The sequence below is a fragment of the Mycobacterium kiyosense genome (assembly GCA_021654635.1).
In the GTDB taxonomy this organism is placed as follows: domain Bacteria; phylum Actinomycetota; class Actinomycetes; order Mycobacteriales; family Mycobacteriaceae; genus Mycobacterium; species Mycobacterium kiyosense.
Genome location: AP025179.1, coordinates 628,072 through 652,207, shown reverse-complemented (window position 1 = coordinate 652,207; position 24,136 = coordinate 628,072). Strand labels below are relative to the sequence as shown.

The window sequence follows — 24,136 nt, the reverse complement described above, 5'->3', positions numbered from 1 at the left end:
GGCAGTGAGTTACGACGCAGTGGTCGCAAACGGCCGATGGTTCGACGGCACCGGCGGACCGTCGGCGATCCGGGACATCGGTATCCGCGACGGCCGGGTGGCAGCCGTGTCGGCGACCCGACTGGACACCGAGGGTTGCCCGAATGTCATTGATGCCCAAGGAAAATGGGTTATCCCGGGCATCATCGACATTCACACCCACTACGACGCCGAGGTGCTGGCGGCACCGGAACTCTCCGAATCGCTGCGCCACGGCGTCACCACGATCGTGTTGGGGTCGTGCTCGCTGTCCACCGTGCACGTCGACGCTCACGAGGCCGCCGACCTGTTCGGGCGGGTGGAGGCGATCCCGCACGAGCACGTGGTGCGCATCGTCGGCGAACACAAGACGTGGCACAACGCCGGCGAGTACATCGAGGCGTTGGAGTCGCTGCCGCTGGGCCCCAACGTGACCGCGTTCATCGGCCACTCGGACATGCGCACGGCGGTGATGGGACTGGACCGGGCCACCCGCCACGACGTCCGCCCCAGCAAAGCCGAGCAGGACCGGATGGAACAGATGCTGAGCGAGGCACTCGACGCCGGTTTCATCGGAATGTCTTCGCAGCAACTGCTTTTCGACAAGATCGACGGCGAAACCTGCCGGTCGCGGACGCTGCCGTCGACTTACGCGAAGGGACGGGAACTACGGCGGCTGAAGTCGCTGCTGCGCCGCACCGGGCGAACCCTGCAGTCCGGGCCCGACATCAGCCATCCGCAGAACATCGTCTCGCAGGCGCTGCAGTCGCTGGGTATTCGCCGCCCCCACCTCAAAACCAGTCTGCTGGCCGCCGCCGACATGAAGTCCGCCCCGGGCAGCGTCTGGCTCACGAGTTTCCTTGCGGCCATGGTGAACCGGTTCGGCGGCGACTTCCGCTTCCAGCACCTGCCGGTGCCCTTCGAGGTGTACGCCGACGGGATAGACCTGGTGGTGTTCGAGGAGTTCGGCGCCGGGGCGGCCGCGCTGCACCTCAAGGACGAACTGGAGCGCAACGAGCTGCTGCGCGACGAGGAGTACCGGCGGCAGTTCCGCAAGGATTACGACACCAAGTTCGGGCCGCGCGCCTGGCATCGGGATTTCTTCGACGCCGAGATCGTGTCGTGCCCCGACGAATCGGTGGTGGGCAAGTCGTTCGGGCAGGTCGGCGTGGAACGCGGCGGCCTGCACCCGGTGGACGCCTTTCTCGATCTGGTTCTCGAACACGGCACCAAGATCCGCTGGCGCACAACCATTTCCAACCACCGGCCCAAAATGTTGCGCCGCCTGGCCCGGATGAACGGCCTGCAGATCGGATTCTCCGACGCCGGCGCGCACCTGCGCAACATGGCGTTCTACAACTCCGGGCTGCGTCTGCTTCGCCACGTGCGCGACGCCGAGCGCGAGGGCAAGCCGTTCCTGTCGGCCGAGCGCACGGTACACCGGCTCACCGGGGAACTGGCCGACTGGTACGGGCTGGACGCCGGTCACCTGCGGGTGGGCGACTGGGCCGACCTGGTGGTCCTCGACCCGCAACGCCTCGACGACTCGCTGGACGCCTACCACGAGGCCGGTGTCGAAGCCTACGACGGACTATCCCGGATGGTGAACCGCAACGACGCGACGGTGCAGGCCGTCTTCGTCTCCGGCCGGGAAGTGTTCCGTGACGGTCGGCCCACCGAGATCCTCGGGCGCCAGCGCACCGGCGGCTTCCTGCGCGCCGGCCGGCGCAGTCGCACTGTGCCGCAACCGGTCACCGCGCCGGGCGACGCGCTCCCAGCCTGAAGACTTGCCAACCGGCGCGCTCCCAGCGGGCCACGTCCAGGCAGTTGCGGCCGTCGACGACGACGCGGGCCCTGACCCGGTCGGCGAGGTCGGCGGGATCGAGGTCGACGAACTCCCGCCATTCGGTGAGCACCAGCACCGCATCGGCGCGCTCGCAGGCCTCTTCGACCGAGACCGCGTAGTTCAGGGTCGGGAACAGCCGGCTGGCGTTGTCCAGTGCCTTGGGGTCGTAGACGTTCACCGCGGCGCCGTTGAGCTGTAACTGGCCGGCCACGTTGAGGGCGGGTGAGTCGCGCACGTCGTCGGATTCGGGCTTGAACGCCGCGCCGAGCACCGCGATGTTGGCGCCCAGCAGCGAGCCGCCGCATGCCGCGGTGGCCAGTTCGACCATGCGGGTGCGGCGGCGCATGTTGATGCTGTCCACTTCGCGCAGGAAGGTCAGAGCTTGGTCGGCGCCCAGCTCGCCGGCCCGCGCCATGAACGCGCGGATGTCCTTGGGTAGGCAGCCGCCGCCGAAACCCAAACCGGCGTTGAGGCATTGGCGCCCGATGCGGGGGTCGTAGCCGAGCGCGTCGGCCAGCACGCTGACGTCGGCGCCCGCGGCCTCGCACACCTCGGAGATGGCGTTGATGAACGAAATCTTGGTTGCCAGAAAGGCATTCGCCGATACCTTGACGAGTTCGGCGGTCTGCAGGTCGGTTACCAGAAACGGCACCTCGGCCGCCAGCAGGGGCCCGTACAGTTCCCGCACCGCGGCCTCGGCGCGTGCCGAGCCATCCTGGACGCCGAGCACTATGCGGTCCGGGTGCAGCGTGTCGTGCACCGCGTACCCTTCCCGCAGAAACTCCGGGTTCCAAGCGATTTCGACGTCGACTCCCTCAGGCGCCAGCGCCGCCGCGCGCCGGGCCAGCTCGGCCGCGGTGCCGACCGGCACCGTCGACTTGCCGACCAGAACTGACGCCCTGCTCAGGCGAGGCACCAACGCGTCGATGACGGCATGCACGTGCCTCAGGTCGGCGCCGTATTCGCCCTTCTTCTGCGGGGTTCCGACGCCCAGGAAGTGGACGTCGGCGAATTCCGCCGCCATGTCGTAGTCGGTGGTGAAATGCAGCCGTCCCGCAGCGAGGTTGGCAGTCAACAATTTTCGCAAGCCGGGCTCGTAGAAGGGGATGTCGCCGCCGGCCAGCTTCGCCACCTTGCCGGGGTCGATGTCGACCCCGACGACTTCGTGCCCCAACTCCGCCATTCCGACGGCGTGCGTGGCACCCAGATAACCCGTGCCGAAAACGGTGCACCTCATACCACCGTGTGTAGGGCGTCGCGATGAGCTGACCGCATCGCGACGCTGAACGGCAGATGACAGCTATCCGGCGAAATCAGATGCCGGGGACGAATGGGATGTTGAACCCGCCACGACCGCCACCACCGTGACCGCCACCGTGGCCGCCGCCTCCGCCGCCTGGCCCCTTGCCGAAACCGGGCGGCCCGCCACCGCGACCGCCGGGCCCCTGCGGACTGATCGGGAGCTGGGGAGTGAAGATCGGCGGCAGCACCGGAACCGGCACCGGCACGGGCGCCGCGGGTGCGGGAGCAGCGGGTGCCGGGATTTCGACGGGGGCCGGCGCCTCGGGCACCGGCGCCGGCGCCTGCGGGACGTTGACCGGGGCCTGCGGCGCCGGAGCCTGCTCAGGCACTTGCGGCGCCGGAGCCTGCTCGGGAGCCGGGCTGGGCACCTGCTGGGGAGCGGGTGCCTGCGGCGCGGGCGCCTGGGGCGCGGGAGCTTCGGGCGCCTGCGAGTGGGGTGCCACGATGGCCTGCCCGGGCTCCGGCCGCGTGCTGGAGGTGCTACGCATGCTCACCGCCAGTGAAACCACCAGGGACGCGACGCCGATGACGAAGATCGACGCCAGGATGCTGCCGAGCAGCGCGAACGGCTTGCTGTCCTCCTGCTCGCCGAGGTCGTGTTCACTGTCCAAGGCGCTGTATGCCAGTCCGTCGTCGACGTCGTCGAACAGGGCGGGCTCCAGCGCGTATGCCTCGAGAGTGCCGGTGCTGGGGGCCTGGGCGTAGGCCTGCGCCGTCGTCGACGAAGAGAGCAGCGGAAAGTTCGCCGACGCCAGCGCTGCACCGCGGGCCAGTGCCGTCTCCGGCTCCTCGGCCGCGGTCACCGGCAAGGTGGTGGCCGCTTCGAGGGTCGGCTTGATCAGCGGGATGTCCACGCCGGAGCCGACCACGAACAGCGCGTCGGGGCGCGTCTCCAACGCCTCGGCGCCGGCGGCGAGCTCGGCCAGCTGGGCCACCGCGGCGTCGTCGTCGTCGGGCAGCGGCTGACGGTGGATGTCGGTGATCGAGCCGTCGGCGCTGTCCACGACGGCAAGAGTCGCGGTGTCGGGCTCGATGAACAGCAGCGCGGTCTGCGCGTAGTTCGTCTCGTTGCCGACCGAATGCGCCAGTGCGGCGGCAGCCAGGAACGCCGAGACCAGCATGACGTTCTCGATCTTGCGGTTGGCCAGCGCGTCGCGCAGCGCCTCGGCCTGCTCTTGGTCCCGCCAGGTGACACCGGTCGCCGCCAGCTGGTAGCCGCCCTCGGCGGCGCCTTCGCGGGTCCCCAGAATCGCCGAGATCACCTGCTCGGCGGCGTCGGTGTTGGCCACCGCCGGGTCGGCGGCGACGTCGAATACTTCCTGGTCGACGAGGGCGCCGTCACCGTTCTCGCCCTCTACCAGGACCATCCCGACTGCCGAGGGTGCCATTGACACACCAAGGACGGTGTCCACAATTCCCCCAATCGACTCCGCAGCTTCCCCACCCGTTCACCACGGTACCCAGGGGCGGCCCGGCTTATCCATCTGAGAACGCTTTGTCCGCAAAGTCACGGCTGTGGCCTGGGGCTATCTAGTGGTGGCCGCCTCCACCGCCACCAAAGCCGCCGCCCCCGTGGCCGCCGCCACCGAAGCCACCGCCGCCACCGCCGAAGCCGCCGCCGCCATGGCCGCCGCCCCCGAACCCACCGCCGGGACCGCCGCCGCCGAAGCCGCCCCGGGACCACCGCCGCCACCGAACGGACCGCGGGCACCGGGGCCGCCACCAAACCCGCCACCCGGACCGCCCCCACCGAACGGACCGCGCTCAGCAGGCCCACCGCCGAAGCCGCCACCCGGACCTCCGCCACCGAACGGACCGCGCTCAGCGGGGCCACCGGGACCACCGCCGGAACCACCGCCACCGAACGGACCGCGGGTACCCGGCCCCCGCCGAACGGACCCCGCTCAGGGGGCCCACCACCGAACGGACCCCGCTCAGGGGACCGCTACCGAACCCACCCCCAGGACCACCGCCGCGCCCGGCATGCCGGGAATGCCTGCCGGGGATGCCGGGGACACCCGCCGCACCGGGACCGCCGCCACCGAACGGACCCCGAGCAGGGTTGGACGGCCCGCGCCCGGGCACACTCTCAGCCGGCGGACTCTTGACGATCGGGGCCTGCGGCACCGGGTTCTCCACGCGCGGCGGAGAGGCCGGCACCTGCAGCTGGGGCGCCTGTATCGCCGGTGGCCGCAGCAGCGTCGCGGGACCAGGTACCTGGATCTGCGGCACCACTACCGGCGGGGCCAGGACCACGTCGGGCACCCGCGGAGCCGGCGCGGCCGGTGCCGGAATGGCGGGGGCAGCCGGCACGACGGGAGCAGCGGGTGCGGCGGGAGCGGGGGCCCGGACCGGCACCTGCGGGGTACCACCCTGCGGAACGCTCGGCAGATTGATCTTCGGCTGCTGCGGTGCGGCGACCACCGGCGGTGCCGGCGCTGACTGGGTGGGCATGACCAGGTGGTTTTGGCTGGGTATCGGCTGCAACGCGACCGTCGGGCGGATATCGAGCGCCAAGGCCACCTCGAATGCCACCACGGCGGCAGTGGCGGCCACCGCCAGGCCGCTGCCGACCAGCAGCGCGGGCCTGCGCCGGGCGGTGTCGGCGGTGTCGTCGTCCTCGTAGTCGTCGACGGTCTCGAAGACGTCGGTCGCGCAGGGGTCGTAGGCGAAGTCGCGGCCGGTGACCGCGTCCGCAGCATCGACATCCTGCGCATAGGCCAGCGCGGCGGTGCTCGCGGCGAACAACGGCGAACTGCCCGAGGCCAGCGCCGCACCGCGAGCCAGCGCCATCTCTGGTTCCTCGGGCACACTCACGTCCAGCGTCGTCGCCGCATCCAGCGCCGGCTTGATCAGCGGGACGTCGACTCCCGAACCGATCACATAGATGCCGTCCGGCTGGGTCGGCATCGACTCGGCGCCCGCGACCAGCTGCTGCAGCTCGGCGATCGCGGTGTCGTCGTCGGCGGCCAACTGCTGGCGAAGCACGTCGCACAGCGCGCCGTCAGCGGTGTTCACCACCGCCAAGGTCGCGGTGTCGGGCTCGATGAACAGCACGCCGGTGCGGCGGTAGCCCATGGAACCCCCGACGGCCTGACCCATCGCGGCCGCGGCCAGAAACGCCGAGACCAACATGACGTTTTCCATCTTGCGGGCCGCCAGCGCGTCGCGCAGCGCCGCAGCCTGCTCCTGGTCCGTCCAGCTGACGCCGACAGAGGCTAGGCGCAGTCCAGCGTCGGCCGCGCCTTCACGGGTGCCGAGGATCGCCTGAACCACCTGGTCAGAAGACCGCATCGCGGCCGGATCGTCACCCAGGCGGAAGCTGTCCTCCTCGACGATGACACCGTCCGCGTCTTCGCCTTCGACCAGTGCGATGCGCACAGCATTGGGGGCCATCGACACCCCTAGTACGACATCCACAACCCCTCCCGAAGGTCTCGTCACGAATTGGAGGAGGACAGGTTCAACCTCAAATGGTAGCCCTGCTAACGATGTCGGCGCAGCCTCGGGAGCTATGTAGAACTTATGAAGTTCTGATACGAGCGTGACGGCGTGGGACCGCGCTGACCTTGGTATTTGGACCCCACGCCAGCGCTGCCGTAGGGACGTTCAGACGGGCTGGTGAGCCGCAGCAGGCACAACTGGCCGATCTTCATCCCCGGCCAAAGGGTGATCGGCAGGTTGGCCACGTTGGACAGCTCGAGGGTTATGTGTCCGCTGAAGCCCGGGTCGATGAAGCCGGCGGTCGAGTGAGTCAGCAGTCCCAGCCGACCGAGGGAGGACTTGCCCTCCAGGCGTCCCGCCAGATCGTCGGCCAGCGTCACCGTTTCCAGCGTCGAGCCGAGCACGAACTCACCCGGGTGCAGCACGAATGGCTCGCCCTCGTCGGGTTGCACCAGGGTGGTCAGTTCGTCCTGCTGCTTGGCCGGGTCAATGTGGGTGTAGCGGGTGTTGTTGAAGACCCGGAAGAGGCAGTCGAGACGGACGTCGATGCTGGAGGGCTGCACCAAAGTGTCGTCGAACGGGTCGATTTGCAGCCGCCCGGCGGAGATTTCGGCTCTGAGGTCACGATCGGAGAGCAGCACGCGACGAGCGTATCTGCCGCCCCGGGTCAGCGGACGTAGATCTCGTCTCCGGTGGGGTATCCACCGCCGGTGGTGGTGACATGCACGTGGTCGTAGTGCCCGTAGCCGCCGGACTGTGCGCCGCCGCCGGGCGTGTAGTAGGTGCCGCGCCAGATGGCGTCCTGGATGCCGAACCGGTCGGCGTTCTGCATGACGAACGTGACGATCGCGTTGCCCAGCTCGATGCCTTCCTCCGAGCTCGGGTCGGGGATCATCACGTCTACTGCCAGGCCCTCGGGATGCCAGCGCAGGGCGTCGGGACGAACACCGCCCATCTGGTGGATCTCCGGGAACATCGCACTGATGGCGCGCTCCACCAGGATGGTCTTGACCTGCAAGCCTTGCTCCGGTGCGCGTCCGGCGGGCAGCGCCCGGCTGCCCAGGTCGACACGCGATCGGTCGGCACGGGTGCGCTGCGCCGGGGCCATCTCTTCGATGTCGAACCGCATGCGAGAGGTGTCGAGCGCCTGCGCTTCTTCTGTCGCAATCTGAATGCAGCATGGCGGTCGGGAATTGTTTGTGGCGACCGGCTTTATCTCTGCGCGGGCGGCGGTGGGGTTCACGTCGGCGCCGAGCGCGCCGGCCACCGCGAAGAGCGCAGCCGCCGGGACGATGGCCTTAGCCAGCCATGCTGGCGCCTTTCGCCTCTTCGTGGCTAACTCGTGCCTGCCCACAAAAGGTCACGATAGAGGGTTACGAATAATAACGAAAGGGTAAACGCATTCATGTTCGACCATTTATGAGAATCGTCGTTGCGGCTTACATCGCTGTAATTCGGGCGGCTTCGGGGGTACGTCGACGCGCAGCTCCGACAGCTCGTTGGGCATCTGGCGCGCGTAGCCTCGCCAGCACCAACCGGAGGCCGGCAGCGCCGGCGCGACGACGGGCGAGCGCGCAAACATGTTGTAGCGCAAGGTGATTCGCGTTTGGATCCTTGCAGGAGTGCAGGGGGATTCACCGTCGATCCGGTTGAGCGGCGTCCAGTGGGCCCCGCAGATCTCAACGGCGATAGCGGGGCTCGTCGACCTCGCCGACGGTCTCGCGGAGGGCCCCGGAGCCTCCGCCGGGTGGGTGGGTCCCGGCCTGCCCGACGGTGCTGTGCAAGTGGCCAGCATCACGTCCGCTGACGGCCACGATCGGCCGCACGGGACCGTATCGGCATCTGGTCGTCCCTCTCGAGGAGGCCGCGGAGGGCTTCCCGGTAGTCACCGGAATCGACCGGGATTGTTCGACCCCCGCCCCGGTTTCGATCGGCCGGTGCTAGCCTTTCTGAGCACTGTGCCGATGTAGTTCAATGGCAGAACATCAGCTTCCCAAGCTGAATACGCGGGTTCGATTCCCGTCATCGGCTCCACGTCTAGCAGGGCCGACGTGCCCAGTAGGTGCTCCGCTGAAGCGGACGGTCCCGTAACGGTCCCGTGAGCCGGTTCGCTATGTAGCGCTGAATCGAAGCCGGCAAGCTGCCAGCCGTGGGGAAACGGGTGGCGGTCGAGGATTGGCTTCGTGCACGGTGCAGCGCATATGACTTTGGTATCGGCGGCGTGTACCGCCTCCGAGGCGAGTACAAGTGGCCGCTCGTCGCGAAGGACGAAGCGGACCTCCAGCAGGGGCTGGAGACCGGCTGCCATATCTTGCCGCTGCCCAAAGGAACCCGCCGCACTCGCCAACGTGATGGAGGTCGGCATCGTGAGCTCCCTTGTTGACTTAGTAGAGAAGCTCGACGGAGCCAACGCGACTCGGGGCACTGAGCGTGGCTATCCCGATCTTGAACTCAACGGACCCGCGTTCGCCGGTGGCTTTTACGCGGTCGACATCAAGGTGGCCCGGCGCGCATTACGGCAAACGGGCAACCTCTCGACACGACCCGGAGCCGCATCACGCTCTACACCGGCAACACGTACTTCCGGCACCCCAAGATTTCGTTCCCCGGCACGATGCGCCCGTTCGCCGACTACACGACCCATCTCGATGTCCCGCCTGACTTAGGTCACCTTCGGCCGTCTTTTGAAACTGCGATTCGCTGACCTGCGAGTTCTGTTAGCTTAGTGCCCTGTTTGGGGCACTAAGCGGGTAGTTTCGGGCGGTGGCGTACGTGCGGAAGGTGCGCACGGCCTCGGGCGCGGTGGCGGTGCAGGTCGTGCGGAAACATCGAGGTCAGCGGACAATCCTGGCGCATGTGGGATCGGCGCACACCGATGCTCAGCTGGGGATTTTGCTTGAGCAGGCCCGCCGTATCGCGGCCGAGGATCAAGGCGTTCTCGATATCGAGGTGCCCGCTCGGACCCAGTCCATCGATGGCGTCGCCGACTGGCGCTCGGGCACCTTGTCCTTGTCGCCAGGTGTGTCCAAGGGTGCTCCGGTGCCGGCCGGGCGTACCGCGGCCACACATTCGCGGTTGCTCTACGACGTGCTCGGCACGGTTTATGACTGGCTGGGCTTCGATGGGTCGAGTGGTGCTTTCGGGACTGGCGATCGCCCGACGTCGAGCCCACTCAGCAAGCGTCGACGCTGCCTCGAGTACTCGCTGACCTCGGTGCAGACACCGTGTCCTACAGGACGGTTCAACGGCATCTCGCCAAGGTCAACACCGGCAACTACCGGGAGCAGATCGCGGCCGAATGCTTCACCCACGCCCCGGATCGGGGCGGGCTGAGCCTTCTGCTTGACGTCACCACCCTGTATTTCGAGGCCGAGAATGAGGACGACCTGCGCAAGGTCGGGTATTCCAATTATCCCGAGGTCGTGATTATGCCGATCCCGGTGCCGGCGTGGCGATTCTCGTGCAGGTCGACGGAGGTTTCGGGGGCGGTTCGCGCGGCATAATCGTGCTGCGCGAGGACATGGTGTGCCTTCCTGATGGTGCATTGATTTGCCTATCAGGAGGAGAAACCCATGGATCGCACACGCAGTATCGATGCCGGTGATCGCCCGGCGTGGATCGATGACTTGCTCATCGAGTACGAGCAGTGGCTGGACCGTCAGCGGGGTTTGGCGCCAGTGACGGTGAGCAACTACAGCAAGGCGGTTGCGCAGTTCCTCGGGATGTTGGCTCAGCCCGCTGAGGTCTCGGTGTGCCTTCTGGATGCCGGCATGGTCACTGAGTTCATGGTCGAGTTCTGCAGTGACCGCAATACGAATTCGGCGAAGTCGATGGCGCGGTCGGTGCGTTCCTTCCTGCGATTCGCCCACGCGACCGGCCGCATATCGGCCGATCTGTCGGGGGCGGTTCCAGTGTCGGCGGCATGGCATTTGGCGTCGCTTCCCAAGGCAGTACCGGCTGCAGATCTTGAGCATCTCCTGGGTGTCGCGTCGCGTCACTGCTGGACTGCTACCAATCGGCGCGATTACGCAATCTTGCTGTTGTTGGCCCGACTCGGGCTCCGCAGAGGCGAGATCGCCGCTCTTGGTCTCGACGATATCGATTGGCGGGCAGGAGAACTGATCATCGTCGGCAAAGGCAACCACGTGGAGCGTTTGCCTCTGCCATCGGAACCCGGTGAGGCGATCGCGGCGTGGCTGGTCGACGGCAGGCCGGCCTGCGCGACGCGATCGGTGTTCACTACCGTCAAGCCCGCAGGGCGTCCGATATCGACCGCAGTGATCGCTCACCTGGTGGCCGCGGCGTGCCGAGACGCTGGGTTGGAGCGCATCAACGCGCACCGTTCGTCACACGCTGGCCACGCAGATGCTGCGCTGTGGGGCCTCACTGCCGGAGGTGAGTCAGGTGCTGCGCCACCGCAGCGCGCGCTCCACCGCCATCTACGCCAAGGTCGATGACGTCGCATTGCGGCCCTTGGCCCGGCCCTGGCCGACGATCACCGCGAAGACAGATCCCGATGCCGGTCAAGGCATGGCGCGCCCATGGCCGGGGGCACGGTCATGAAGACATTGCGCGAGAACGTCACTGACTACCTAGCGACCCGCCGGGCGCTGGGATTCAAACTCGAAGGCCTGAGCAAGCTGCTGTGGAGTTTCGTCGAGTTCTGCGAGCAACGTGGAGCCACCCGGGTCCACAACGACCTCGCAGTCCAATGGGCCACCACCCCGATCAAGGTCCCGGTCAGAGACGCGTTGATAGCTCGCCGACTGGACGCGGTGCGGATCTTCGCCCGATACCAGCATGCGTTGGATCCGCTCACCCAGATCCCAGCCGAAGAGCACCGGCCGCGACGCTACCGGCCCAAGCCGCCAAATATTCTCAGCCAGAACGATATCTGCGCGCTGCTGGCCGCGACAGGCATCCTGGAGCCAGCGTTCAAGGCGCTGACGTGGCGAACAATGATCGGGCTGCTGGCCGCCACCGGGCTACGCCCGGGCGAAGCGTGTCGGCTGGCCGTCAGCGACGTCAACCTGGCCGGCGGAGGATTCAAGTTCTGGAGACGAAGTTCGGCAAGTCCCGGCTGGTGTTCATCCACCCGAGCACCGCCACCGTGATCGCCGACTACCTACAGGCCCGCCAAGCATGGGTCGGGGCCGGCACACACAGCAGCGCAACGGTTTTCCTCAACACCCGGCGCGCACCGATATCTCCGGACCGGCTCACTGCCACCTTCCGTGAGATCGTCGCGGCCGCCGGGTTGGCCACCGCGCCGGGGCACCGGCCAGTCCGCCTGCACGATCTGCGCCACACCTTCGCGGTGACCACGATGATCCACTGGTACCGCGACGGCCACGACGTTCAAGCGCGACTGCCACTGCTGTCAACCTGGCTCGGCCACGTCGATCCCGCCTCGACCTACTGGTATCTGCAGGCAGTGCCCGAACTGCTCACCCTTGCCGCCGACCGCCTCGACAACGCCGCCCAAACCTCTGCCGCAAAGCCGGCGCCATGACCACCCCGACGCTGAGTTCGCTGCTGCAAGGGTTCTTCATCGACCGGCTGATGCGCCACCTGCAGGCCAGTCCACAGACCATCGCGGCCTACCGGGACACCTTCAAACTCCTGCTGACCTTCACCGCCGGCCAGACCAAGCGATCTCCGGCGCAGCTGACACTCGATGATCTCGACGCCACGATGATCGGAGCTTTCCTGAATTACCTTGACACCGAACGCCACAACAGCACCGCAACCCGCAATGCACGACTGGCCGCGATCCATTCGTTCTACCGCTATGCGCTGCCGCTGACCCCAGAATGCGCTCACACGGCCAGTCAGATCTTGGCGATCCCGCAACGCCGCCATAACCAAGCGACCGTGTCGTATCTGACCAGCACCGAGACCGATGCGCTCCTGGCCGCGCCGGACCGAACCACCTGGTACGGCCGACGCGACCACGCGCTGCTGCTCACCGCCGTCACGACCGGTCTTCGGGTCTCAGAGATCACCACGCTGAGCATCAGCGATGTCATCACCACGACACCGGGAGCCGCCGTGCACACCACCGGAAAAGGCCGAAAAGAACGCAGCACACCGCTGACCAAACCCACCACGACCGTCCTGCGCGCTTGGCTGCCAGAGGCCGGTACTGCTGCCAGCAGTCCAGCCTTTCCGACCCAACGCACGACACCGATGTCGGCAGACGCGGTTCAACGGCTCGTCACCAAACATGCTGCCGCAGCGGCCCATACATGCCCATCGATCGCCGCCAAGCGCGTCACTCCGCACACGCTGCGTCACACCGCGGCGATGGCGCTGCTGCATGCCGGCATCGACACCTCCGTCATCGCCCTCTGGCTCGGCCACCAAAGCCCGGTCACAACCCACATCTATCTGCACGCCGACATGACCGTCAAAGAACGCGCCCTGAGCCGCGTCAGCGGACCGAACACCACCCCCGGCCGCTACCGGCCAGCCGATGACCTCATCAACTTCCTCCAACACCTCTGACGACCAGCAGCACGGAGCACGATTATGCCGCGCGAACCGCCCCCGAAACCTCCGTCGACCTGCACGAGAATCGCCACGCCGGCACCGGGATCGGCATAATCACGACCTCGGGATAATTGGAATTATGCCGAGCTCGGCATAACTCCAAGGAGCGTCGTGTCGATCCTCAAATCGTTGTCGGGCTGTTGGTCGACCGCAGCGGATTCCCTTTGGAGATCGGCTGTTTCGAGGGAAACACCGCCGAGACCACCACGCTGACCGGTCGTTACCGCGTCTGCGGCCCGCCATGATCTCGGTGACACGCCGATGGTGACGCCGCTGATGCCGGCATGCTGTCGGCGTCGAACCTGGCCGCGCTGGATGAGAGGCCGCTGGGTTCATCGTCGGATCGCGGATGACCAAAGCGCCCGGCGATCTGGAGTCGCATTTCCATTGGCATGGCGACGTTTTCACTGACGGGCAGATCATCGACACTGTCAGCCCTCGGCACGCCAACAGCACCGTCAACGATGTGACGCACCGCGCTGAGCCAGTCTGGGATCCCGACGAACACACCAACGCCTGGCGGGCGATCTGGTCGTACTCGGCCAAACGGGCACGCCGCGACCAGAAGACCCTCTACGCCCAAGAATCTCGTGCGCGGGCGGTGATCAACGGTGACCGTGTCGCCAAATCCACTCGCTTCGTTAAGACCGCTGCCGGAGACCGCGTGCTCGATGAGGCTGCCCTGGCCCGCGCGCAATCGCTGGTCGGCCTCAAGGGATACGTCACCAACGTCCCCACCACGGTCATGCCCGCGGGAGAAGTGATCGCCCACTACCACGAGTTGTGGCGAGTGGAACGGTCATTTCGCATGTCCAAGAGCGACCTTCGCGCCCGACCGATGTTCCACCGCACCCGCGACGCCATCGAAGCCCACCTCACGATCGTCGTCACCGCCCTGGCCGTGGCCCACAACATCCAGGAACGCACCGGCCTGGCCATCGCCAACGTCATCAAGCAGCTGCGGCCCCTTCGCTCAGCAACCATCGCCATCAACGGGACCACCGAGACATTCCCACCCGAGGTCCCCGAGCCCCAGCGACAAATTCTGGCCAGCCTCAACATCCCCCAACCGGGGCACTAAGCAAAATGTCCTAACTCAGGCGTGAGCTCCCTTGTTGACTTAGTAGAGAAGCTCGACGGAGCCAACGCGACTCGGGGCACTGAGCGTGGCTATCCCGATCTTGAACTCAACGGACCCGCGTTCGCCGGTGGCTTTTACGCGGTCGACATCAAGGTGGCCCGGCGCGCATTACGGCAAACGGGCAACCTCTCGACACGACCCGGAGCCGCATCACGCTCTACACCGGCAACACGTACTTCCGGCACCCCAAGATTTCGTTCCCCGGCACGATGCGCCCGTTCGCCGACTACACGACCCATCTCGATGTCCCGGCATCTACACCTTGAACGAGAACACGCCGGGGCGATCATACGACGAACCAGTTTCCGCCCTGTGAATCAGCTGGAAATGTAATCTCGCCGCTGTTGGGGTGAGATCCCGTGCTACACATCGTCGCCGTAGGGTCCTGATCATCTTGAGGCATCTGGGTTTCGTGTCACCGTCGGGGGGTTCCATAGTTGTCCTGTAAAGTCGACCCCGCGCGCGCAAGCATAATCGCGGTTCAAATTTTGCATTCGGGCGGTAGGAGGCGCGATGGCTGTTGTTGTACCTATTGCTAGTCAGAATTGGCTGATTACTCCTGCGGTCGGCGTTCCCGCGGCCGCCGCCGACAGCGGACAGCGGCCAGGCGATTCGAGCGAGCTATGGCTTGTAGTTCTTACCGGCTTATGCTCCGTGGGCTTTGGCGGAGATGGCGAGACCTTGACGTGGATTTCTGAGACATTGCGAATTGTGCCAGACCTGCATAGTCCATTGTCCTCCGTATTTGGCGGTCCGATCTTGGCCGGACAGACCCTTGCGCTTAACCTAAAGATGTGGGCACCTTTCGCAGCTGTGACCGGCGTAGAGGCCAACAATGGTTTTAAGCTGACTGGATGGAGGCTCACCCCCTTCCTTCCAAATCAAGATCGAAACTTCCAAGGCATCGACGTAGATATCTCGGTGGAACTGCCGTCCATCATTACTGAAGTCGCATACAGCATCACCATGGTCGGACAAATTTCACTCCTTGGGAAACCCGAGCGCGAGTAACGATTCAAGTAGAATGGGGTGCCCATGACCGGGACAAGCTGGACCATCGTGCCGGCTTCGCCGTTACTACCTGCGGATCAAATTGCTAATCAGGAGTGGATACTCACACTGTCGGGTGTGCATGAATTAACCCTTCTGGGAAACGACGGACATCCTCGTCCTGGGTCAAGTTATCCGATAGTCGGGTATCAAGACCTCCAGAGTCCGCTGACGTATGCCTTGGATCTTTACGGAATAGCGTACCCGCCGCCTGAAGTGGCTTTTCCCTTTTTTCAGGTTCATTCGGGTCCGGCGACATTCGTGGTCGTCAACGGTATGGAAACGACGGGGACATACAACGGAGGATTAGCCTGGGATACGTCCCTTAGCAGCGCACCGGATCGTGATGGAAACCTAGTGAGCAATTTATTCGACAGTATCTCCGCATATGTCAACGTCGATGGACTAGGAATGATTAGCCGTCTCGTCTACAATACGACCCTGCGCGGCAGGATTGTGTTCATTTAACCAAAGCTAATCTAATTTAGGTTGGGGAAATGGAAGAGCTATTCCGGTTTGCGGTGCTCCGACCGGTGGAGCCGCTCAGTCCCGAAGGTCACGGCGCTCAGCCTGGGCGAGCGCGAGGTCGCCAAAACTGTCGTACCCGTCGTGCAGCACAATGATCAGGGGAGCGCAGCCTGATGTTCACCGGGCCGCCACCGAAGTTCCACGGAACTCGGGACATCCTCACAATTGTTCGAATCACAGGCTTTCCATTGATGAACCGATGTGTCAATCGGACGTCGGGGCCGTTCGCGTACGCACTGGGATTGGACGCCGACCCCGGCCACGCAGCGAACGAGAACGGCGCGACGGCACCTGGCCGGAATCCAAAGCGTCTCAAACCTGATCCTGTGTTCTCGGATGCTCGTTGGTCTCGCCCGGCCTTCCGCGATGATCAGAGCTGAGTCGCCGCGTAGCCGACGTAGTAGGTCTGAACGCTCCCCCAGGAAATAGGAATGGGTCTGCTGCACGAATAGGTGACATCTTGACCTGCCCTACCCAATGGGTTCCAGTCGCGGTGGCTAACTGACGGCGGTGAGGGTGTCGTTGGTGAAGGATAGTTCGTACTCGATCGGGGTGCGATAGCCGAGTGCTGAGTGGCGGCGTTGACGGTTGTGGAAGATCTCCAGGTAGTCGAAGATCGCGTTGGCCAGCTCGACCCGGGTTTTCCACGTCTGGCGGTCGAGTAGCTCGATCTGCATCGAGGACCAGAAGCTTTCCATCATCGCGTTGTCCAGGCCGTCACCGATCGTCCCGAACGACGGCACCAGCCCGGCAGAACGGATCTTCTCGCCGAAAACCCAAGAGGTGAACTGGGTTCCGTGATCCGCATGCACTATTCCACCGGGAGATGGACGACGATTACGGATGGCCATATCCAATGCGTTGACCACGAGCGTGGCATCAGCCTTCGAATCCATCGACCAGCCCACGATCCTGCGGCTGAACGCGTCGAGAACAGCACAGCAGTACAGCCATCCTTCCCGGGTCCTATGTTGCGTGATGTCGGTGACCCACAACTCATTTGGTGCGAGTCGGTGGAACTTGCGGTTGACCAGATCATCAGCAGTGACCACCCCGCGCAGCCGTTTCACCCGCACTGGACCGGGCAAACCGTAGATGCCGGCGAGGGTCATCAGGACCGACACGGTGCGGGGGCAGACCGTGATCCCCATACCGAGGGTGAGTTCAGCGTGGACGCGGCGATAGCCGTAGGTGCCCCGTGAGGCGACGTGGATCTCGCGGATCAGTCCGGTCAACCATTGCCGGCGCAGTTGGGTGGCTGTGGTCGGTTTTCGCTTGTGTTTGTAGTAGTTCTGGCGTGTCACACCAAGAATGACGCAGCAGCGGTCCGCAGGCGCCCCGGCGCCGACCAGTCGGTCGATCACCGGATAGATCCTTTTGGGCGGGGCTTGTCCTCCCCAAGGAACGCGGCGGCCTGGCGCACGATGGCCAACTCGGTTTCCAGCTCGCGGATCCTTCGCCGCGCTGCTCGCAACTCTGTTGATTCGCTCGTCGGGACACCGGGACGCACCCCGCGGTCGATGTCATCCTGTTTGATCCATTTCGACAACGTCACGGGATGGATGCCGAGGTCGTCCGCGGTCTGCTTCTGCGGCTTTCCGGCGCGCACGAGCGCGATCGCGCGGGCACGGAACTCGGCCGGATACGGGCGTGGCATGACAGTCAACCTTTCGTACAGGCCGTCACTTAGTCACCGAATCTGGAACCCGAAAGGTATGTCAGGTCATCTGAGTTGGCTTGCCCAGCGTGGGCAAGCTGGAAGGATGTCCTTGTGCCCAGGCCTTACCCAATGACCCCGGTGGTAGCGGTAGTGGTGCCAGCAGCGCGAACCCGCTATCACCGGTCAACTTAGGCAGACCCGTTCGGCCGTTTGAGGTCCGGCAGGTCCACTAGCTGGACCTCGTGTTCAAACCGGAGCCGCATGCGCTCTTGATGCGCTGGCTTCCCGCCGGGAATCGGCGGGTGTTGGATGCGGACGAGCATTCCCGGTCGGCTCCCCTCCTCAACGCGGATGACCTTCAGAATCTTCGCGCCGTAGTTGAACCCCGAGGCGGGATCGTGGCACCCAACGAACTTGCCGACGTGCTCCTCTGTGAGGTCGCCAGCCTGGATCGTCGTGATTGGTACCGAGCCAGGCTCCAGGAAACCAAAGCGGCGGGCCTCGTCCTGCGTCTCCTTGATGTAGTCGCTCACCTGCTTTTGCAGCGCGTCAAGGTACGTAGCTTTCGACCGCTCAACATCTTCGGCTGTGTAGGCGTCGAGACCCAGCTCTGCGCGGACCGCATTGGTGAACTCATCGAACGCTTTGCCCGCCTGGTTCATTAGTGGCGGCTTCTTCAGCGGCATCGTCGTCGCTCCGACGAGAGCCATGATGGCCGCGTTCAGCGCGGTCGCTTTTCTGAGCAGCGAGACCGGCGCGACGACGCGGAGGTTGTTGTACGCGGTAGTGAGCTTCTTGGTCTCGTCCATGAGGTCGATCGAATACTCGATCTTGTCGAGAGCCTTCTTGTCCGGCATGCCCTCCATCGTCAGCGCCGCGTCCATTACGGCGTTGAAGATGCTCTTGTTGTCCATCGCCTTCTCAAGGATCGCTGAGCACACCTCGCCGAAGGCCGTCGCCGTCTCGCGGATGATCTTGCGGTTGGACTCCTGGTCTTCCCGCGCCTCCTTGCGCACCTGAGCCTTCTCATCCTGCTCGGCCTTCAACGCCAGCATCTCGCGCTCCTGCGTCGCCTTGCGTGCGTCGCTGGCGCGCACCGACCGGGCCGTGATGAGCGGCGCGATGACTCCGGTGACGACCGCCCCCAGCGGCACACCCCACCAGAAGCCGGGCTGGGTGAGGAAGTCGGACAACGCGCTCACGTCCAGCATTCTCCCAGCGGCTACCGACACAACTCGGCGTGTCAGCGTGCGTGTCTTCCCGTACCCCGGCTGTACCCCCGACCGGACCCGTATTGCGGTCGTACGGACCCGTACCGAGAACGCCCGCAGCCGGACTGCAACCGCAGGTCGAAGCAGGATTCGCGCACACTTTGCAACCCGCCGACCAGCGTTTATCGCTCACCCGTTCGGTCCGAGAAACGGCTTCCCAAGCTGAATACGCGGGTTCGATTCCCGTCATCGGCTCCACGGCTGAGCAGCGACAACGCGCGGTTCGGTCCGTTCGAATCGGCCGGTTTGGGTACCGCGCTGTCAGCGACGTGGACGCTAGGTCACCGACCGCGACAGACGTGGCTTCGCAGCAGTCCACCGCGGGTGCGCCAATGCTCCCGAAACCCCGATTAGCTCCGAGGGACAGTCCGACTTATCGATATAACTCGGACTAACGACAGAGTTGGTCCGAGTTATGGAGACGTCAACGCCACCCAGAAGTGCGTGGCCTAGCCACAGCACCGAGCGACGCCCGTGGACACAAACTCAGACGTGCCGATCTGTTCGCCGAAACCTGCGATGACGGTTGCGGAGGCCCAAGAATCCTCGGCTTCAGATTTCGCGAGTGCCAGCAGGCTGGCGGGCTATAACCTGACCCGGCGCCGATTCTCTTGCAGGTAAGCGGATTTGCTGACAACAAAGCGATTCGCCAGCGGACGCACCAGCCGGATGATCGGCACCAGGATGCCGAAGTCTTTCTTCATGTCGTCGAGTTGTTCGCGCAACCCACGCTGTTGGTATCGCAACAGGCGCTGGCTTTCCTCGGTATCCACCCAGTCGCCGGCGAAGCGGGGCGGGTCGCCGGGCGCGAACGCCTCGGCGGGCAGCGGGCCGATCCCGATCGCGGTCATCAGGGCATTGATGAAGTCGTGGTAGGTCATTCGACACTGCGTTCCGCCCGCGATGTAGAGCGTCTTGCCGACGGTTTCTTCGCATGCCACGGCGCGGGCGAAGGCCGTGCCGGCGTCGGCGGGGTGCAGAAACTCGAACCGCGCGTTGGGACTGGACTCGAACATGATGCTGGGATCCTGCGCCTGCAGATGAATTGGCGACACGGCGGCCAGCCGCAGAATGCTCCACCGCAATCCGGACTGCCGAATTGCTTTCTCGCACAATACTTTATGGCGTCCGTACTCGTCGGTGGGATGTACCGGTGTGTCGACGCGAAGGGGGTGGTTCGCGATCCTGGACGTCGCCGAATATTCCGATCGACGACGCGAAAACCAGTCGTTTGGCGGCGCGCGACTCCGCCATCAGCTCGATCAACCGGCACGTCGCGTCGAGGTTGACCCGCCGGGCGATGTCCGGAATTCGCTCCGAGGCAGGCGGAATGATGGCCGCCAGATGAATTACCGCGTCCACTCCCCCCAAGCGCTGAGCGGACCTCGTCGGGCTCAGTGATATCGCCCCAGATCGCCTGCACCCGGTCGGCGAGACGCGACGCCAGCCGGCGCGCTCTGCGGGACGGCAGGTCGAATGCGACGACGTCGTGCCCTTCGTCCAGCAGCGCACGCACCGTGTACAAACCGACGTTGCCCAGTGCGCCTGTCACCAACACCTTCATATTCCCTGGCCTCCTAGGGTTTCGGCGCCGCCAGCTCCCGCAGTGACGACAGGAACAGTTCGTCCATCCGAGGGCTCAGTTGCGCCAGGGTCGCGGCACTGGCGTGGCTGGCGGATCCGAAGACCCGCTCCAGCGACTCGGCGCGGGTGTCGGCACCGATCGAAAGGCACAGGCAGGCAACACCGTCGAGCCGAAGTTCCGCAAGTGCCTTGTGCGCGTCGGCTTCTGCGTATCGTCCTTCGTACCCGTCGTCGTAGGGATAACCGTCGGACAGCACCAGCAACAGCCGGTTCGGCGTACCGGCCTCGGCCTTGAGGATTTCTCCCGCACCCCGGATGGCCGCACCCAGCCGGGTATAGCCCGACGGCTCGATCTGGTTGAGGCGGGCCCGGCCCATCGCTGCGAAGCGCTGATCGAACGGCTTGATCACCGGCAGCTGCACTGCGTGACGCCCCTGCGAGCGAAAGGCGTACACGGCGACCCGGTCGCCGAGTTCCTCCAACGTGGCGGCCAGGGTGGCGGCCGCTTTGCGTTGGTGTTCGTGCACTGCCAGACCCGCCGGATCGGTGTCGGTGGCCGAACCGGAGGCGTCCAGCAGAATCAGGACGCCGAGATTGCGGGCGAGTTTGCGGCGTTCGAGGTAGACGTGTTCGGGGGGTGAGTAGCCGGAGCGCAGATCGACGAACAGGTCGATCAGAGCTTCGATATCGAGATCGTCGCCGTCGGCGCGGCCACGCAAGACTTTGGGGCCCAACCCGACTCGGGATAGTCGCCGGCGTAACACGTCGTCGCGGTCGACGCCCGCACCGGACACGTCAGCCGCCAACGTGAGCGGAAAATCCAGGACACGACACCAGTCCGGGCGGTACCTGTTCTCGAAGACGTCCCATTCCGGGTACAGCGCCCCACCGACTCCGATTGCGGCGCCGGGCTTCTCATCCTCGGTGAATCGAATGCGCGTCGGCAGGGGCCTCGCCGTCGGCCCGACCGCACGCGCGCGCCGCGTCGCGCGCACTTGCAGGCCGCCGCCGGGTGCGTCGTTACCCGGTGTCCGCGAATTGCCCAGCAGCTTGCGCATATAGTCCGACAGCGCCTGCGACTTGAACAGCGGGTTGTCGAACAGCTTGAGAATCTTGCTCTGTTCCGACGGTGCGTCGTCGGTGTCTTCGGGGGCCTCCGGGACATCGGTGAGGTCGAACTCCAATCGCAGTTCGTGATCACTCGCCCGCACGCCGGGTCCGACGGCCGCCCCCATCAGTTGGGCCGGCTTGATCACCCCAAACCAGCGGGGCGGATCTGGGATTTTGCCGCGACCCCCTGGCTGTTTCGAGCGACTCGGCACTTGTCGAGGTGGTCGGCGGCACGTCCAGCGCCGCTTCGATCGTGACGGCGCAAGCCAACTCGTCCAGCACCCGCCGACCCTCCAGCGCCAGGTAGCGCAGCGCCAATCCCGGCCGCGCCCGCAGGCCCTTGACCCACTGCGGGTCCAGGCTGCCCGCCCCCAGCAGAGCACCCTGCACCAGGACCTCGAGCCGCTGCTCGGACGGCGACGCAGCCGCCGACACGAAAATGACGTGCCCATCCGTATATGCCGGCTGACCCGTTGTCTCAGCGACCTGAATACATCTGCCCGCAAGGTAGGAGGCCAGGAGCCGGAATCGGCCCGCGCCATCCGACGGGGTGTCGCTCACGCCTGCGGTAGCACCGCGTCGACGAGTTCGTCGAGGGCGCGGCCGAGGTCCAGGTCGTCGGTGAGGACCTGCACCACCGCCGAGCGCACGGCGCTCCGCAGACTGAGCCCTTCCGCAACGAGACCGCCGGCCAGGATGAGCATCCGCGTCGAGGACACCTCACGTAGCGGCGAGTTGTCCAGGCCCCGGATGGCGGTGCCGAGCCTTACCAGAGCGCGTGCGGTGCCCATCTCGATTCCCGCCTCGTGGGCCACCACTTCGGTCTCCACCTCGGCCGGTGGGAAGTCCAGCTCGATAGCGATAAATCGTTGGCGGGTCGATTCTTTGATGTTCTTCAACACGCTCTGATAGCCCGGATTGTAGGAGATGACCAGCTGGAACCCCGGCGCGGCGGTCAGTGTCGTGCCCAGCCGGTCGACCGGCAACTCGCGGCGATGGTCGGCGAGCGGGTGGATTACCACCGTGGTGTCCTGGCGGGCTTCCACGATCTCGTCGAGATAGCAGATGGCACCACTGCGTACTGCCCGGGTCAAAGGGCCGTCCACCCAGACGGTTTCACCGCCTTTGAGCAGGAATCGGCCCACCAGGTCGGCCGATGTCATGTCTTCGTGGCCGGCGACCGTGATCAGCTCTCGGCCCAGCTGGTGGGCCATCGCCTCGACGAAGCGGGTCTTGCCGCATCCGGTGGGGCCCTTCAGCAGCACCGGCAAGCCACGCCGCGCCGCCGCCTGAAAGACCTCGACTTCGTCGGCAACCGCACGGTAGAACGGTGCGTCCGACAGCGAGCGGACCGCAGCGGAGAGGTTGTTCGGCAAGCTACTTACCCCGTTCGACCGGAATGGATTTCGGGAGCTGAACACCGTTGGGCAGCACCAGCTGACCGTCCTTGTTGATGTAGCCGGAGTTTCGTAGTGGCATCGGCAGGGCGGGATCCGGGCAGGGCCGGTCGGTGTCTGCACCGCAGATACCCATCAAGAAGTACGAGCGCTTCAAAACGTCTTGGGGCCAAGGGTCTTGGTGCATGGCGAACCATTGCGCGGGAATGTTGTAGAGCACGAAGAAGAACGCGCTACAGGCGGCGAAGATGGCCAGGAACCGGGTGAACTGCTGAGTCGCCTGGCCGCCGCGGACGTTGTCCAGTCCCCGTTCCACGAACGTGCGCCCGCGGTCGTCGGTGAAGTAGCGCAGGCAGCACAGCCCGGCCTGCACGCCACCCCACATCAGGCCCTCGTAGATCGGCCACTGGTAGTAGGTGCCTGCGTTGATCGAAAGCGCTTGAATGGCACCGGGATAGGTGAACAGGCCCATCGGCATCAGGAACAGGCCCTCGATGACGAGATCGAAGAAGAACGTCCACACCATCACCACGCCGATCAAGCCGATCGTGTTGATGTTGGGCCAGCGCTGTTTGGCTTTGCGCATGATCCAGCAGCCGAGCATCGTGCACAACAGCACGAACGAGTATCCCGGCGCGTTCATCAGGAACGGTTCGGCCATCATCGCGCCCGGTTTCCCGAACGACACCCAGCCCGGGATGTCCTGCACCCAGGATCCGCGGTTCCACATCCACGTGTTGTAGGTGCTCCAGGTATTGAAGTAGTTCAACAGCGGGTCTTGGAAGAACAACAGCCCGCACGAGGCGAAAAGCATGCCGTCCAACGTGATTCGGCGTTCCCGGCGCCAGGGCCGGACGATGAAGTAGTAGATGGCCAGCGGATAGCCGACGACGATGACGCCGGTCCAGGTCACCAGGATCACCTTCATGAAGGTGGGCGGTTCGGACGCCCCGGCGGGGACCCGCTCGAAATTGGGGCCGGTGATCCAGCGGATCCACACATACAGCTGAAAGGCCAGGATGGCGCCACCGACCGCGGCCCAGATGCGCACCGGCGGGATTTTCGGCCGTGGCCCTACGGCCAGTGCCGCCGCGCTGCCAAGTTTCTCGGTGACTGCGAGTTTCTTCTTCTGAGACAGATCGCTCATGCCATCCGCTCCCCTCACGAACTCGTGGCCGGCACCCCCTGTGGTGTCCACCCGTCCGAAAAGATACCAGTCAGTCACTAGCTGAC

General features: G+C 65.3%; 16 protein-coding genes, 1 tRNA gene and 6 pseudogenes. 10 read left to right on the top strand and 13 right to left on the bottom strand.

What is annotated here, in order from left to right; all coding sequences use genetic code 11:
• Positions 1 to 4: 4 nt before the first annotated feature.
• Positions 5 to 1,801 (top strand): N-acyl-D-amino-acid deacylase family protein, encoded by a 1,797-nt coding sequence (locus L6444_RS03035; protein WP_370653069.1) that lies wholly within the window; start codon positions 5 to 7, stop codon positions 1,799 to 1,801.
• Here the strand turns inward: L6444_RS03035 and L6444_RS03030 are convergent.
• The 5 genes from L6444_RS03030 to L6444_RS03010 all read right to left on the bottom strand — a co-directional run bounded on the left by L6444_RS03030 (position 1,770) and on the right by L6444_RS03010 (position 7,964).
• A complete protein-coding gene (locus L6444_RS03030) occupies positions 1,770 to 3,101 on the bottom strand; it encodes a UDP-glucose dehydrogenase family protein (RefSeq protein ID WP_236980387.1) in 1,332 nt (443 codons plus the stop codon). The two genes, L6444_RS03035 and L6444_RS03030, sit on opposite strands and share 32 nt — an antisense overlap.
• 76 nt (positions 3,102 to 3,177) lie before the next feature.
• The gene (locus L6444_RS03025) at positions 3,178 to 4,578 is read right to left on the bottom strand and encodes a DUF7159 family protein (RefSeq protein WP_444980245.1); all 1,401 of its coding nucleotides are present in this window, start codon (positions 4,576 to 4,578) and stop codon (positions 3,178 to 3,180) included.
• 409 nt (positions 4,579 to 4,987) lie between these two features.
• Positions 4,988 to 6,586: a DUF7159 family protein gene (locus L6444_RS03020; protein ID WP_459561270.1), complete on the bottom strand. Its 1,599-nt coding sequence runs from the start codon at positions 6,584 to 6,586 to the stop codon at positions 4,988 to 4,990.
• 92 nt (positions 6,587 to 6,678) lie between these two features.
• Positions 6,679 to 7,251: a dCTP deaminase gene (gene dcd / locus L6444_RS03015; RefSeq protein ID WP_236980381.1), complete on the bottom strand. Its 573-nt coding sequence runs from the start codon at positions 7,249 to 7,251 to the stop codon at positions 6,679 to 6,681.
• Between the two features lie 26 nt (positions 7,252 to 7,277).
• Positions 7,278 to 7,964 carry a hypothetical protein gene (locus L6444_RS03010; RefSeq protein ID WP_236980379.1) on the bottom strand — a complete coding sequence of 229 codons (687 nt, stop codon included), beginning with the start codon at positions 7,962 to 7,964 and terminating at the stop codon, positions 7,278 to 7,280.
• Between the two features lie 606 nt (positions 7,965 to 8,570).
• Between L6444_RS03010 and L6444_RS03005 the strand changes: the two genes are divergently transcribed.
• The 9 genes and pseudogenes from L6444_RS03005 (at position 8,571) to L6444_RS02965 (ending at position 15,821) form a co-directional block, all read left to right on the top strand.
• Positions 8,571 to 8,644, top strand: a tRNA-Gly gene (locus L6444_RS03005).
• A gap of 729 nt (positions 8,645 to 9,373) precedes the next feature.
• Positions 9,374 to 10,038 (top strand): annotated as a pseudogene (locus L6444_RS03000) (IS1634 family transposase); the annotation flags it as partial.
• 144 nt (positions 10,039 to 10,182) lie between these two features.
• Positions 10,183 to 11,173, top strand: a pseudogene (locus L6444_RS02995) (tyrosine-type recombinase/integrase).
• Positions 11,152 to 11,724 (top strand): hypothetical protein, encoded by a 573-nt coding sequence (locus tag L6444_RS02990; RefSeq protein WP_236980375.1) that lies wholly within the window; start codon positions 11,152 to 11,154, stop codon positions 11,722 to 11,724. The pseudogene L6444_RS02995 and the gene L6444_RS02990 overlap by 22 nt, the downstream one beginning before the upstream one ends.
• Positions 11,694 to 12,122 carry a tyrosine-type recombinase/integrase gene (locus tag L6444_RS02985; protein ID WP_236980373.1) on the top strand — a complete coding sequence of 143 codons (429 nt, stop codon included), beginning with the start codon at positions 11,694 to 11,696 and terminating at the stop codon, positions 12,120 to 12,122. The genes L6444_RS02990 and L6444_RS02985 overlap by 31 nt, the downstream gene beginning before the upstream one ends.
• Positions 12,119 to 13,117 (top strand): tyrosine-type recombinase/integrase, encoded by a 999-nt coding sequence (locus tag L6444_RS02980; protein WP_236980372.1) that lies wholly within the window; start codon positions 12,119 to 12,121, stop codon positions 13,115 to 13,117. The genes L6444_RS02985 and L6444_RS02980 overlap by 4 nt, the downstream gene beginning before the upstream one ends.
• Positions 13,118 to 13,260: 143 nt before the next feature.
• Positions 13,261 to 14,243 (top strand): annotated as a pseudogene (locus L6444_RS02975) (IS1634 family transposase); the annotation flags it as partial.
• 573 nt (positions 14,244 to 14,816) lie between these two features.
• The gene (locus L6444_RS02970; RefSeq protein WP_236980370.1) at positions 14,817 to 15,314 is read left to right on the top strand and encodes a hypothetical protein; all 498 of its coding nucleotides are present in this window, start codon (positions 14,817 to 14,819) and stop codon (positions 15,312 to 15,314) included.
• Positions 15,315 to 15,338: 24 nt separating this feature from the next.
• Complete coding sequence (locus tag L6444_RS02965; RefSeq protein ID WP_236980368.1) at positions 15,339 to 15,821, top strand: hypothetical protein; 483 nt, start codon at positions 15,339 to 15,341, stop codon at positions 15,819 to 15,821.
• A gap of 557 nt (positions 15,822 to 16,378) precedes the next feature.
• Here the strand turns inward: L6444_RS02965 and L6444_RS02960 are convergent.
• The 8 genes and pseudogenes from L6444_RS02960 to L6444_RS02935 form a co-directional block, all read right to left on the bottom strand.
• Positions 16,379 to 17,538, bottom strand: a pseudogene (locus tag L6444_RS02960) (IS3 family transposase).
• A gap of 191 nt (positions 17,539 to 17,729) precedes the next feature.
• Positions 17,730 to 18,743 carry a hypothetical protein gene (locus tag L6444_RS02955; RefSeq protein ID WP_236980366.1) on the bottom strand — a complete coding sequence of 338 codons (1,014 nt, stop codon included), beginning with the start codon at positions 18,741 to 18,743 and terminating at the stop codon, positions 17,730 to 17,732.
• 653 nt (positions 18,744 to 19,396) lie between these two features.
• On the bottom strand, positions 19,397 to 19,927 hold the full coding sequence (locus tag L6444_RS02950) for an NAD-dependent epimerase/dehydratase family protein (protein ID WP_236980364.1): 531 nt from the start codon (positions 19,925 to 19,927) through the stop codon (positions 19,397 to 19,399).
• A 4-nt stretch (positions 19,928 to 19,931) separates the two neighbouring features.
• Positions 19,932 to 20,210, bottom strand: coding sequence for an NAD-dependent epimerase/dehydratase family protein (locus L6444_RS30410; protein WP_459551931.1), 279 nt, complete (start codon positions 20,208 to 20,210; stop codon positions 19,932 to 19,934).
• A pseudogene (locus L6444_RS30405) lies at positions 20,194 to 20,376 on the bottom strand (NAD-dependent epimerase/dehydratase family protein); the annotation flags it as partial. The gene L6444_RS30410 and the pseudogene L6444_RS30405, both read right to left, overlap by 17 nt.
• A gap of 13 nt (positions 20,377 to 20,389) precedes the next feature.
• A pseudogene (locus L6444_RS02945) lies at positions 20,390 to 22,067 on the bottom strand (nitric oxide reductase activation protein NorD).
• Entirely contained in the window at positions 22,064 to 22,882 is an 819-nt protein-coding gene (locus L6444_RS02940) for a CbbQ/NirQ/NorQ/GpvN family protein (protein ID WP_289624959.1), read from the bottom strand. The pseudogene L6444_RS02945 and the gene L6444_RS02940 overlap by 4 nt, the downstream one beginning before the upstream one ends.
• Position 22,883: 1 nt before the next feature.
• A complete protein-coding gene (locus L6444_RS02935; protein ID WP_236980362.1) occupies positions 22,884 to 24,050 on the bottom strand; it encodes a spirocyclase AveC family protein in 1,167 nt (388 codons plus the stop codon).
• Between the last annotated feature and the right edge of the window lie 86 nt (positions 24,051 to 24,136).

What these genes read in the sequence shown, in the direction of transcription:
- L6444_RS03030 (WP_236980387.1), bottom strand. Translation starts at nt 3,101, where the DNA reads ATGAGGTGCACCGTTTTCGGCACGGGTTATCTGGGTGCCACGCACGCC.
- L6444_RS02990 (WP_236980375.1), top strand. Translation starts at nt 11,152, where the DNA reads ATGGCCGGGGGCACGGTCATGAAGACATTGCGCGAGAACGTCACTGAC.
- L6444_RS02980 (WP_236980372.1), top strand. Translation starts at nt 12,119, where the DNA reads ATGACCACCCCGACGCTGAGTTCGCTGCTGCAAGGGTTCTTCATCGAC.
- L6444_RS02970 (WP_236980370.1), top strand. Translation starts at nt 14,817, where the DNA reads ATGGCTGTTGTTGTACCTATTGCTAGTCAGAATTGGCTGATTACTCCT.
- L6444_RS02965 (WP_236980368.1), top strand. Translation starts at nt 15,339, where the DNA reads ATGACCGGGACAAGCTGGACCATCGTGCCGGCTTCGCCGTTACTACCT.
- L6444_RS02935 (WP_236980362.1), bottom strand. Translation starts at nt 24,050, where the DNA reads ATGAGCGATCTGTCTCAGAAGAAGAAACTCGCAGTCACCGAGAAACTT.